The organism is Paenibacillus sp. FSL H8-0548 (assembly GCF_038630985.1).
Lineage (GTDB): Bacteria > Bacillota > Bacilli > Paenibacillales > Paenibacillaceae > Pristimantibacillus.
Map to the genome: position 1 here is coordinate 2,792,671 of NZ_CP152049.1, position 12,917 is coordinate 2,805,587.

Sequence of the window (12,917 nt, forward strand, 5' to 3'; positions counted from 1 at the left end):
TATGAAAACAACAACATTACAATTAAAAAAATAACAAAACAATTTATTAATATGTAATTGACACAGTTTTTACAATTCTCCTTTATAGTTTAGTTAAGCCAGTGAGAACTGGAAAACGAGGAGGGTTTACTAGAATGAAGAAGCTTGCACTTGGATTAGTTAGTGTAATGACAAGTATGACATTATTAGCAGGTTGTAGTACAGGCTCAAATACTGGAGCTGCCGCAAATGGCGGCGCAGACACTTCTAGCAATGGCGAGAAAATGAAAGAGGTAGTGATCTCCGTTCGTGAGAACACCTGGGGAGCACGGAAAGACAATTTTATAGAAGCAGAAAAGCGTGTGAACGAACAGCTTAAGTCGGAGAATGTACAGATAAAAATCGACTGGTGGCCTGGCATTGGCGATGATGAGCTGATCTTGCAGGCGCAAGCGAATAAAGTAGCGGATGTATTCATTAACTCCAGTGTAGATATTGGGTGGCAGCTGAATGCCGGACTAATCCGCGATGTAGACTGGGTTGGAACATCAGAGGTGTTCAAAAACATGCCGGAATCCTACAACAACATGATGAAGTACGAAGATCATTACTATGGCGTTATTCAGGATATGGATGCTTCTCCCGTATTCATTAGCCGTAAGGCGCTGGAAGGTCTCGGCTGGACTGCTGCGCAAATCGATGAGCTGAAGGCTCGCGTGGATGCAGGCACCTTTACCTTCAGCGAGCTTGTGGATCTGGCAGATTCGGCGGTTAAGCAAAAGCTGGTTAAGGTAGGCTTCGGCGTTGAGGATACGAGGTTTGAAGGCTGGAATTATACATTCGACAACTTTAATTACAGTGCGGAAGCGAACAAGATGGTGCTGTCTAAAAACACGCAGAAGGTGTATGAGTTTTGGCAGGATGCGAAGCAGCGCGGCGTAGTTACGGAGGGCATTGCTGAGATTGATACGGACAAGGCTGCCGAGCTGTTCATTAAAGGCGATTTGTTCGCTGAATTTGCCCGTACTGAATTTTATCAAGTGATGCGTACACAACTTGGCATGGATGAGGACTTAGCAGGCTATGAAGCTTGGTTTAAGGAAAATGCGATTTGGATCCCGGTTCCATCGGTTGAACAGGGAGGAAAACCTGTATCCTACAGCAATCCTGCATTGATCTACGTAGGAGCTAGAGTAGATGAAGAGAAGATGCCATATGTTCAAAAACTGATTGAGCATGTACTGGATGCGGACCTACAGATTAATCATACGCTGAAAAGCGGCAAGCTTCCTGTAACGGCGGCGGCACAGGAAGATCCTCGCTTCCAAGAAATGAGCTTTTACAAGGATCACGCTTATTTAATCGAGTTTACGAAAACTCGTCCCGCTCAAATGGATTATGCGGTCTACATGAAATCTTTTACGCTTGGTATTGATGCAATTCTGACTAAAGGTCAAACAGCAGCTCAAGCATTTGAGCTATTCCAAAAGGATGTAAAACAAAACGTACCAGCGAACAGTCTCATTGTAGAATAACGATGATACAGAAAAGGTGCTCTGCTTGCAAGAGCACCTTTCCGCATATTTTGTTTAAAGGAAGCAGGTGCAGATCTCATTATGGAGATCCCAGTGTCTTTAGCCAAGAAGGCTTACAAGAAGCCTTTAGCCAAGAAAATGTATCCTTATTTTTTCATAATGCCATTTGCTCTTCTCGTACTTGTCTTTTTTATTCTGCCAGCGATTGCGACCATTATCATGTCCTTTACAGATTTGAACGCATCAATGAAAATTAATTTTGTTGGTTTCGATAATTTCAAGCGAATATTTACCGATTACAGTATGCCTCAAATTTTATGGAACACGGTCCTATTTGCAGTGGTTACCCTTGTGTTCTCTTTGTTTTTTGGTTTATTTATATCCATTGCAACCCAGTATTTCTTAAAGGGAAAATTAACGGCAGTCATTTATCGTGTCCTGTGGTTAATTCCAAGCATCATTCCTGCTGTTGTATATGTTACGTTCTGGAAGTATTTATTTGATCCTACGGGTGATGGGCTAATCAATAAGGTTCTGCTTTTATTCCAGCCAGATGGCGATCCTATCTCGTGGTTTACAAAAATCGCGATGGCAATCGTGATCATCGCAACGATTGTATCTACTACCTCGGGTGGCATGATTTTATTATCGGCAGCAATCAGCTCCATCCCAGAAGATTTGTATAAGGCTGCCAAAGTTGATGGAGCAAGCGAGAAATCGGTCATCACCAAGATCATTCTGCCTTCATTAAAATGGCCGTTAATGTATATTACGATATCGGATCTCATCGGCTTTGTATCCTCCTATTTCTTCATCTTGCTGCTGACAAATGGCGGACCTATGCGGGACACGACGACGTTATCTCTTTACGCGTACCAGCAGGCCTTCAATTTGAAATATTATGGATACGGCGCCGCTCTTTCTCTTCTGGTTGTGCTGATCTCGCTTATTTTGACGTTATGGCTGCTGAGGCTGTTTGATTTCAATGAAATGATAAAGCCATCGCGAATCGAGGATTAGGAGGCAATTATGTCGACAAGCATTGCAAAAAAACTGCTCGTGCACACGTATATGCTGCTCTTCACCATGCCTATCATTGGTATGATTATATGGTATTTTCTCGCAGCAACCTTCAATGGCACGACGGGGCAATTTACGCTCCAGAACTTCAATTTTGTTAAAGAGCCGATCGAGTATGCGGGTGTAGTTCTGCCGGCGATTTGGCCGATTGTTCTAAATACTTTGGTCTATTCGGTTCTTATCGTGGTGATTGAAATTGGCATTGCTGTACCAGCTGCCTATGCATTTTCTAGGCTTGATTTCAAAGGCAAGCTGGCCGCCATGAAGTTCCTATTTCTTATGCGCTCCTTTCCAGGCATTACGCTCATTATCGCAACGTTCTTTATCCTCGTTCAAATGAATTTGGTAAATACGTATTTAGGCGTTATTCTCGTTGCGATAACCGGATCATTGCCAGGCAGGGTGTATATTATGAAAGGTTTCTTCGATGAGGTGCCGTGGGATTTGGAATGGGCGGCTATGGTGGATGGATGCTCGAGATTTCGAGCGCTCATGAAAGTACTCGTTCCGTATGTATTGCCGGGCATTGGAGCTATATCCGTGTTCTCCTTCTTAGGCGCATATGGCGAATGGTTTTTATTCAAGCTGTTTATATTCGATGACAATATGCTGACGCTGGCTGGCTATCTGTCTCGTCTTGTTACGAAGGAAAATGTCATTTTGAACTATGGGCTAATTACGGCGATTGGTTTGTTTTATACGATTCCGCTAGTCGTGTTCTATATCTTTACTCAAAAAATATTCCTGAAAATCAATATGGGAGGAGCAAAGCAGGTATGATTTCTCTTGTAAATATCGTGAAGGACTATGATGGCAAACAAAGCGGAAGCCGTGCGGTAGACGGATTGAATCTCGAAATTGCAAAGGGTGAATTTGTTGCGCTGCTAGGCCCTTCAGGCTGTGGAAAAACGACTACGCTAATGATGCTGGCTGGGCTTCTGAAGCCAACTTCTGGAGAAATATATTTCAAGGATAAGCTTGTCAACCATGTGGAGCCTAAGGATCGTAATATCGGTATGGTGTTTCAGTCCTATGCGCTTTATCCTCATTTGACAGTTCGTGACAACATTGCGTTCCCGCTTCGCGAGAGAAAAATGGCTAAGAAGGATGCGTACGAGCGTGCTTTGCAAACGAGCAAAATATTACAAATTGATCATCTGCTCGATCGCAAGCCGTCGCAGCTGTCAGGCGGCCAGCAGCAGCGTGTTGCCATGGCGCGCGCGTTGTCCAAGGACCCAGAAATCTTGCTGCTCGATGAGCCGATGTCCAATTTGGATGCACGATTGAAATTGGATGTACGGGATGAGATTCGGAAAATCCAACGTAAATTAGGAGTCACGACCATTATAGTTACGCATGACCAGGAGGAAGCTTTGGCTATCTCTGATCGTGTAGCTATCCTTAACGGAGGGAAAATTCAGCAATACGCGCCTCCGAATGAGCTGTTTAATCATCCTTATAATCTGTTTGTAGGCAGCTTTCTAGGCAATCCGCCTATGAACCTGATTGACGGAATCGTAGAGAAGAGAGATGAACAACAGTGGATAAAGACGAAGCTGTTCGACTTGGAAATTCCCGAGGCGCGCAGGCTGGAGAAGCAGCATATCGGGAAAGCGGTTAAGCTTGGCATACGTCCTCATGATTTGTTCATTTCAGATCAACCGAGTGAGGCTGCTATTAGGTTGAAAATTGATCTGATCGAGCATCTAGGCAATGGGCAATTAGTAAAATTGACAGACCTTGCTGGGCAGTCCGATATTATGGTTCGGATGCTGGCTGATAACGAGAAGCTTCTAAGGGAGCGCGAGACGATCTCGATTGGCATAAGGCCGACTAAATTTCATCTGTTCGATATGACAGACGAAGGTCGCAATTTATTGCAGTTTCAATAGAATGAGAAGGAGTAAAGAATGACAATACCTAATCTCTTAATCGATCAGCATGTGCATTCTTCTTATTCGCCTGACTCCAATTCAACCTTAGAGGAGCTTGTGCGATTTGCGCTTGCGCAGGGGAAGCCTGCTGTCGTTACGACAGACCATTTAGAATATGATTGCAAATATTTCAAGCAGGATGTTCATATTGATTGGAAGAACTACAATAGAGAAGCGGAAGAGTTGTCGCAGCGTTATGCGATAGAGATTCGAAAGGGCATTGAGGTCGGCTTTCGAAGCGATTATAAAGTTGTCATAAACGAATATTTGGCAGAGCACGAGTTTGACGTTATTTTGCTGTCTGCGCATAATGACGGGAGGCTGGATTTTTCCGAAAAGGCTTTTCATGATAAGCCGATTCAGCAGCGGCTTAGGCATTATTTTACACAGGTAAGAGAGGCTGTCGACAAGATGGATAATTACGATATCGTTGCACATTTGGATTATGTTGTGAGATATACGACATTTCCGGTGTATGAAGAAGATATCGCGGCTTGCAAGCCTATTTTGTACGATATTTTAAAGCTGATCATTGAGAAACAAAAGGTATTGGAGCTGAATACAACCGGATTATATCGACAAGGCTGGATTCATCCTCATTCGTATATTCTCAACATGTATGTGAATTTAGGCGGCAGAGCGGTATCCATTGGCTCGGATGCGCATCAGGTGGGACATATAGAGCAAGGCTTTTCAGAAGCGATAGAGCTGCTGCAGAGTAAAGGCATTCGAGAGGTTGTGCAATTTAAGAGAAGAGCACCATATTTGGTGTCTATATAGTTAGAAAAACCACTGTGATAGTTAATGGCAGTGGTTTTTTTAATAGATTGAAGAATGACGGATTTCATCTTGGCGAACTACGACAAACTGGACCTTGCTATCGATAATCCGACAGCAGCACCAATTGGTCAATATGATGAACCGTTAAAAGAAAGAGTGCCGGCTGCGTTAATCGAGGTGGGAAGCAAGGAAAATCAAATGTTCGGGGTTCGGATTTCGACCAAATCCGTCGCATATAGCTGCCTCGTTAAACTAACTGGCAGGATTGTTTATTCACTCCACGAATAACTCTAATATGTAATATTTGCAAAGTTTAAAAGTCTGATTTTACGAAATTACTTAAAAACCATAAACAAGGAGAAGCACAATGTGGTTAATTATTATTGAGTTATTAATTTTATTAACTCAACTTTCGCAGAGTCAAAACCGAGTTGACTCCAATCCGGTGTTAAGGTAAAGCTGGTTTAAGTAACGATCTTGCCAACATAGAAAAACACCGCTTCATTTGGTAAAGTGAGATTGTCGAGATCCACTAAACCAAAGAAGAGGTGTCCCTTCCATGATAAAGCAAAAGTCGTCCCTAGATCAACTCCCACCTGAAATGAGGCCTGCTTTTCAGGAACTCGGTGTACTGAAGCACCTGAGAAATGCAGGATTCAAAAAGACTTTTGGCTATACCTGTTCCCATCTATTTATGCTCGTTTTTGTCCTTCTCTTTCATCAGAAGAACTGGTTTCGTCTGCTCGAAAGTTCCAAAAGTGAAGCCTTTCCTGGCAAAGATGCCGTCTACCGGTTTCTTAATCACAGCGGATTTGCTTGGCGGCGTTTCTTGACTTCTCTCAGCAGTGACACCGTTCAGCGAGTCGAAACCTTGACCTCCGTCACACGAACTTCCGTGTTTATTGTCGACGATTCCATGTTTGAACGAAATCGCAGCAAAGCGGTAGAACTTCTCGCTCGGTTCAAGGATCACGCCACCGGTGCTTATTATAAGGGGTTCCGTATGCTGACTTTAGGCTGGTCGGACGGCCATACATTTCTCCCTCTGGACTTCGCCCTGCTCAGTTCTGTGAAGGCTGGACTGACCGGTATTCATCCGGGAATCGATAAGCGATCCACTGGGTACAAACGCCGGAAAGAAGCTCTGCTTTCGGCCCCGCATCTGGTTTCTGAACTGCTGGATCGGGCCATCGCCTCGGGTGTTTCTGCGTCTTACGTACTCATGGACAGTTGGTTCACTCATGCGCCCTTAATCGAGCGAGTGGTGGAACGAGGTCTTCATGTCATTGGCATGGTGAAAAACGACAACAAGCGATATCTCGTTCAGGGCAAGCGGGTCGATCTCAAAGGTCTTTACCGATCTGCAACGCAAGTCCAAGGGAAGCAACGGAATATTTTGCGTCAGATTCATACGGAACTGGTTCCCGGTATTCCAGTCGTCGTGGTCTTTGTTCGCCATCGCTCCAAGAAAAACGAGTGGCTCGCGATTCTATCGACGGATCTCACACTGACGGCACCGGAAATCATTCAAATCTACGCTCTTCGCTGGGACATCGAGGTTTTTTTCAAATGCGCTAAATCCTTGCTGCGCCTGCAAAAAGAGTTCCAAGGTCGCTCCTACGATCTGCTCATTAGCCATACTACGATTGTCTTTTCCCGTTATATTCTGCTGGCTTGGCAGCATCGGCAAAGTACCGATCAACGGACGCTCGGTGGACTGTTTTATTTGCTATGCGATGAAGTCGGTTCTTTGGACTGGGCAGTGGCTTTACAGCAACTGGTGGAATTGATGAACGAAATCGCTAATCAAGTCGGCAAAAAGCTATCCGCTATGATAAAAAGTCAACTACAGCTCTGGATCTCCGCTTTGCCCAATTACATCAAGGCTTACTTGCCAATTTCAGGCTGCGAAAGTTGAGTTATTAATATGGATCGGAATTAAATCTGTTGTATTAATTTTTTATAACGGAAGCAATCAGAATTCTTTCTTTGTTCATTATCTTTATCATTCGTTTTTTGCCTTTCATATTGTATTTATTTTGATGATTTTATTTCTAGCTATATTTATTAGCCACTATAAGATTAAAGAATTAAAGACAAAGAGAACATTTAAGGTGCGCATATTTATAAATAGTTTACGCATTTCAAGAATACTAGTCTTTTTATTTCTTTTCTTAATGTGTATTTCAGTGAGGTATCAAATTCAAGAGGATTACTATAGATACACTTCTAATGAGATAATATTAGAGACTTTAATTATTACCGATTTCAAGTTATCTGATGGAGCAAGAATTAGTAATAGTGTTTTGCCCTATCAGATCTACTCTGAAGAAAAAATCTATTACTTATTTAGAAAGACTACATTACATAGACAAACAGCATATTCAATTGTTTATTTTATGAATTATAGTAATGAAAAGATCATATTAGGTATTAAACAATTATAAGGTATACCAGGGTAGAGGAACATCGTCACCGTCAATTACACGGAACCAACGTTTTTGGAGGAGAAGCATTCGTTAACCCAAATGGGCATTAAGAATCTCTGTTTATGCGGAAAGAAAGGTACTCTGGAGAGGAGATGTAAGTTTCAATGATGAAAACCTATTGGAAGTATTTCTTGTACATCCAAGGAATAACACATGATTTGTCGAAGTTTTCACCAGCAGAGTTTTTTCCTTATGCCAAGAAATTTTACTCTGGGAAACCATTGAACGCAGAAGATGAAATAAAGTGGAAATACGCGTGGCTCCGACATCAAAATAAAAATAAGCATCATTGGGAGTATTGGGTTATTAATCCTAATGCTAAAGAGGCGTTACCCATGCCCAAGAAATATATCATTGAGATGATATGTGATTGGCGCTCCTTTTCAAGAAATTGGGGTAGAAAGGTAAAAGATTCGACCCTAAACCTTACTGATAACATAGTGGTTCATGCCGATACGAGAAAAGAAATTGAGATTTTAACGATGAGTAAAAAAACAAGGTTGCTCCGAAAATACTAACACTCAAGGGAAATGTGGTGATTGATTGTTTGAGATATTAGTAGTTACAACGTTTATGTATCTCCTTATCATCTCAGTCCCTAAATTACTCCAATCAATATTCTTGAATGAAAAGAAATATCATACTGAACTGGAAGGAGAGTATAGATACTATTGGTGGTTATACTTGGCGAATGCGATTCCAGTAATAATCGGTATTTCATTGTTTTATATAGGTGTAGAAAGTAGTAAGAATTATGGACTTAATATAAGTGAAATTATTGCTTGTTTATTAGGCATTAGTTTAATAACTTTTTCAATATATACTTCAATAATGATTTATCGTGCTAAAGTTATTATTAAAGAAGATTTTATTATTTACTTCGATGGTTTTAAGCAAAAGTGTAACTTCAATGTGAAAGAAATAACAAGTATTGAAGCAGTTTATGGAAATATAATAATCGAAAAGTTCGATGGAACTAAGCATATTATACCGATGTATTTTAAAAATATTAGACAGTTATTTTCAATACTTAAAGATCACAATAGTAATTACTTTGGGTAAAAGACCTATTTTGTAAACTTTTCTTTAAGTAGAGGGTGTCCCAAAAGTGAACTGGTCCCCGTCAAATAGACTTGCTCAAGCTTATATCCTATTTATACTGCCGGCTCTGAGAAAGCAAACCAAACCGAACTTTGAAACAAAAAGGCATATAGAAAATAGAAGTTGCTATTGCTGCTTTGAGAACTCTGGATTCTCCGAACCTGTTGATCACGATGCTGTGCCAGCAGTCGGAGATCGGATAACGAAAGCTATCGGAAGCCAGAGACGCTAAAGCTCCATTTTTGGCTAGTATCACATTTTAACGGAACAGGGAGACGCTATTACGCAGAAATGAACCAAAATCGGGCATGAAGGGTACAAATAGAGGCTCGTGTTTCCGTTACAATCTTGAATCGACATATAAAGGCGATTTAGCCTCTGTGGTTTCCGTTAGAAGTGTGAACTGACGCGACTGTGATTCCATTCACCCGTACGGGTGATTTTGTTCAGAGAGATTAAACTCTAGCCTGCTGATATCCGTTCTTTAGGGTTCGAAGCTTGCCAAAACCAAATTCGGTCTTCATAATAAGGGAAAACCATTTGATGGCTAAAAGAGGAATAGGAATGAAAATTACGATATATGATGTGGCACGGGAAGCTGGTGTTTCTATAGCGGCGGTATCCCAGGTCATTAACGGAAAAGGCAAAATTAGCGAGCAGCGCAGACATGAGATCATTCAGGTTATGGAACGATTAAATTATCAGCCCAGCGCTATTGCTTCCGCATTAACGGGCAAGAAGACATTTACGATTGGTCTGCTTGTGCCCGATATTTCCAATCCGTTTTTTGCAGAAATTGCACGTGCGGTAGAGGATCAAAGCCATAATCTAGGTTATGGCCTTTTTATATGCAGCACGGATAATAATAAGGATCGCGCAGAGCGTTATTTATCGTTAATGCAGCAGAAGCGGGTCGATGGCATGATTATCGGAACGGGAATTGCAAACAAAAGCACGCTAGCAAGTCTGGTGAAGAGCAAGCTGCCTGTCGTCGTGATTGCCCGCGAGGCAAAGCTTGGAGCAAAGACGGTCATTATTGACGATTTTTGTGGGGGCGGAATGGCGGCGAACCATCTGCTTGAGCAGAATCACTCACATGTAGGTCTTCTATCCGAAAATGAAGAGGTCAGCAGCAGCCGGGAGCGGATTAGAGGCTTTCTTTCCGTATGGGAACAAGCGGGCCTTAGGATAGAGGAAGGTTTGATCCAGGCATGCGGCGACGAATTAGTCCGTGACGGCAAGGCGAAAGCCACCGAGTTGCTGAGCTCTGCCAACCCGCCATCAGCTCTGTTTTGCTGCAATGATTTGCTCGCGATCGGAGCACTGCAGGCAGCTAAAGGACTTGGTCTCCGAGTGCCTGAGCAGGTATCTATCATTGGTTTCGATAATACGATTTTGGCAGAGGTGACGGATCCTCCACTTACAACGATAGCACAGCCTACCAAAGAGATGGGGCAGATCGCGGTAGACTCATTAGTTGCAATGCTGGAGGACGGAAATCGGGATGACATAAGGATTGTACTTCAGCCCGAGCTTGTCATTCGGCAATCAACAGCCAAGAAGCAATAGCTTTCGTAGTTGTATAGGAAACTATACATTCTCTGAATCTATTGATAACGATGCTGCTCCAGCATCCGTAGAGCAAATAACGAAAGCTAACGGAAACCAGAGACGCTAATATTCCATTTTTGGCTAGTGCCATATTTTAACGGAAGAGGGAGACTCTATTACGCAGAAATGAAGCGAGATCGGGCATATAGGGTACAAATAGAGGCCCGTGTTTCCGTTACAATCTTGAAACGAATAATAAAGGCGATTTAGCGTCTCTGGCTTCCGTTAGAAGTGTGAGCGGATGCGTCTGCGACTTCCAATCACCTGTAAGGGTGATTTTTTTTCTTTATTTAGAAAGGAGTGGATGGAGGAATAATTCTTCATATCCAATTCTTTTTTTTATATGTATGCAGATGGGGTTTTCTGATTTTCATTAGTTGAAGACGATGGAAGCCTTTAATACGAGTTTGGACCGCAGAAAAATAAAAAGATTGCCGGAGCTATGGATTTGGTGTATATTAAGTTCAATTAAGCGCTTCACCTTGTGAAGTTAAGCGCTATACTTAGTGTGGAGGGAGCATCATATGAATAAGATACGGTTAACGATGGCACAAGCATTGCTGCGTTTTCTTGATAATCAATATGTATCCGTTGACGGGAAAGAAACAAAATTCGTACAAGGTATCATGGGTATCTTCGGACATGGCAACGTTACAGGGCTCGGTGAAGCGATAGAGAGAAGTCCGGGAGAGCTCACCTTTATTCAAGGCAAGAACGAGCAAGGGATGGTCCATGCTGCAACCGCTTTCGCGAAACAGAAAAACCGTCTTCAAATTTATGCCTGTACTTCCTCGATTGGGCCTGGTGCTCTAAACATGGTAACAGCTGCAGCAACGGCTACCGTCAATCGTATTCCGGTTTTACTGCTGCCGGGAGATAATTTTGCATCCAGGCAGCCGGACCCGGTGCTTCAGCAGCTTGAGGTCGTTTCCGATTATACCATTTCCGCTGTCGATGCTTTTAAACCAGTGAGCAAGTTCTGGGATCGCATCGTACGTCCAGAGCAGCTGATGCAAGCCGCTCAACAAGCGATTCGCGTGCTGACAGATCCAGCTGAAACCGGTGCCGTCACGCTGGCCTTGCCGCAGGATGTTCAAGCGGAAGCCTACGATTATCCGGTATCGTTTTTCGAGAAGAAGGTTCATTACATGGACAGACGTCTCCCAACGCCGGAATCGCTGCAGCGGGCAGTCGAATTAATCTCGAGCAAATCAAGACCGCTTATTATTGCCGGAGGCGGCGTACTTTATTCCAGTGCAATGAAAGAGCTTGCTGAGTTCGCCGAAGCGTTTGGCATACCCGTTGCGGAGACACAAGCGGGCAAAAGCTCGATGCCATGGCATCATACGCTAAATGTCGGAGCCGTTGGTGTTACAGGCACATTGGCCGCTAATCGCCTGGCTGCCGAGGCTGATCTGATTATTGGGGTAGGTACACGTTATTCGGATTTTACAACCTCCTCTAAATCGGCTTTCCGCAGTGAGGATGTTCAATTCGTCAATCTCAATGTCAGTGCTTTTGACTCCTACAAGCTTAATGGAGTTGCCGTCACTTGCGATGCGCAAGCTGGCTTGCAGGGACTTCGCGGTGCATTAGCGGAAATGAATTATCGAGCAGACTATGAGCCATCCGAAATCGCCGGGCTTAAACAGCTATGGGATGCTGAAGTTGACCGCCTGTACGCTGCTGAGCATGTAGATGGGCTGGCGCAAACGAGAGCGCTTGGCGTCATAAATGAAACGTTAGGCGATTCCGATATTATCGTCTGTGCGGCTGGAAGCCTTCCTGGAGATTTGCACCGGGTATGGCGCTCCGTTGAACCGAAAACCTACCATATGGAATACGGATTTTCCTGCATGGGCTATGAGGTTAGCGGAGCATTCGGCGCAGCGCTTGCGGAACCGGAGAAGGATGTATACGCGATCTTGGGCGATGGCAGCTATCTGATGCTTCATTCTGAGCTGGTTACGAGCATTCAGGAGGGGCGCAAAATTACGGTGCTGCTGCTTGATAATCACGGCTATCAATGTATTCACAATTTGCAGAGAGGCCATGGCAGCGACGGCTTCGGCAATGAATTTCGCTTCCGCACGGAGAAATCCGGCGGTTTACAGGGCGAATATATGCCAATCGATTTCTCGGCGCATGCGCGCAGCATGGGTGCCGCTACGTATAAAGCAACAACTGCGGAAGAGCTCAGAGAGGCGCTGCTGCAGGCTAAAGAAGAAAAGGGCACAACGCTAATTGAAATTCCGGTTGTACCAGGCACGAATACATCGGGCTACGAGTCTTGGTGGAATGTGGGCGTACCTGAAGTTTCTGTTAGTGAGAAGGTAACGCTTGCCCACAAGGAAATGAAACAAACGATTGAGTCGGTACGACTCATCTAATCGAGAGTAAAAGGAGAA

11 protein-coding genes are annotated in these 12,917 nt (G+C 43.5%); all 11 read left to right on the forward strand.

The window, feature by feature from the left end; genetic code table 11:
* Positions 1-134: 134 nt before the first annotated feature.
* The 11 genes from MHI37_RS11470 (at position 135) to iolD (ending at position 12,899) form a co-directional block, all read left to right on the forward strand.
* Positions 135-1,514, forward strand: coding sequence for an ABC transporter substrate-binding protein (locus MHI37_RS11470; RefSeq protein ID WP_076339976.1), 1,380 nt, complete (start codon positions 135-137; stop codon positions 1,512-1,514).
* Between the two features lie 81 nt (positions 1,515-1,595).
* Positions 1,596-2,534, forward strand: a complete 939-nt coding sequence (locus MHI37_RS11475; RefSeq protein ID WP_083676590.1) for a sugar ABC transporter permease — start codon at positions 1,596-1,598, stop codon at positions 2,532-2,534.
* A 9-nt stretch (positions 2,535-2,543) separates the two neighbouring features.
* Positions 2,544-3,374 carry a carbohydrate ABC transporter permease gene (locus MHI37_RS11480; protein ID WP_076339975.1) on the forward strand — a complete coding sequence of 277 codons (831 nt, stop codon included), beginning with the start codon at positions 2,544-2,546 and terminating at the stop codon, positions 3,372-3,374.
* Positions 3,371-4,486 carry an ABC transporter ATP-binding protein gene (locus MHI37_RS11485; protein ID WP_076339974.1) on the forward strand — a complete coding sequence of 372 codons (1,116 nt, stop codon included), beginning with the start codon at positions 3,371-3,373 and terminating at the stop codon, positions 4,484-4,486. Before MHI37_RS11480 ends, MHI37_RS11485 begins: the two co-directional genes overlap by 4 nt.
* An 18-nt stretch (positions 4,487-4,504) precedes the next feature.
* Entirely contained in the window at positions 4,505-5,308 is an 804-nt protein-coding gene (locus tag MHI37_RS11490; protein ID WP_076339973.1) for a histidinol-phosphatase HisJ family protein, read from the forward strand.
* Between the two features lie 54 nt (positions 5,309-5,362).
* Positions 5,363-5,596: a hypothetical protein gene (locus MHI37_RS11495; RefSeq protein WP_076339972.1), complete on the forward strand. Its 234-nt coding sequence runs from the start codon at positions 5,363-5,365 to the stop codon at positions 5,594-5,596.
* Positions 5,597-5,867: 271 nt separating this feature from the next.
* Positions 5,868-7,226 carry a transposase gene (locus MHI37_RS11500; RefSeq protein ID WP_076340183.1) on the forward strand — a complete coding sequence of 453 codons (1,359 nt, stop codon included), beginning with the start codon at positions 5,868-5,870 and terminating at the stop codon, positions 7,224-7,226.
* Positions 7,227-7,901: 675 nt separating this feature from the next.
* A complete protein-coding gene (locus tag MHI37_RS11505; RefSeq protein ID WP_076338166.1) occupies positions 7,902-8,315 on the forward strand; it encodes a DUF5662 family protein in 414 nt (137 codons plus the stop codon).
* Between the two features lie 166 nt (positions 8,316-8,481).
* Positions 8,482-8,859: a hypothetical protein gene (locus tag MHI37_RS11510; RefSeq protein WP_144023735.1), complete on the forward strand. Its 378-nt coding sequence runs from the start codon at positions 8,482-8,484 to the stop codon at positions 8,857-8,859.
* A gap of 603 nt (positions 8,860-9,462) precedes the next feature.
* Positions 9,463-10,467: a LacI family DNA-binding transcriptional regulator gene (locus MHI37_RS11515; RefSeq protein WP_076338168.1), complete on the forward strand. Its 1,005-nt coding sequence runs from the start codon at positions 9,463-9,465 to the stop codon at positions 10,465-10,467.
* A 566-nt stretch (positions 10,468-11,033) separates the two neighbouring features.
* Positions 11,034-12,899 (forward strand): 3D-(3,5/4)-trihydroxycyclohexane-1,2-dione acylhydrolase (decyclizing), encoded by a 1,866-nt coding sequence (iolD, locus tag MHI37_RS11520; RefSeq protein WP_076338169.1) that lies wholly within the window; start codon positions 11,034-11,036, stop codon positions 12,897-12,899.
* The last annotated feature ends 18 nt before the right edge of the window (positions 12,900-12,917 follow it).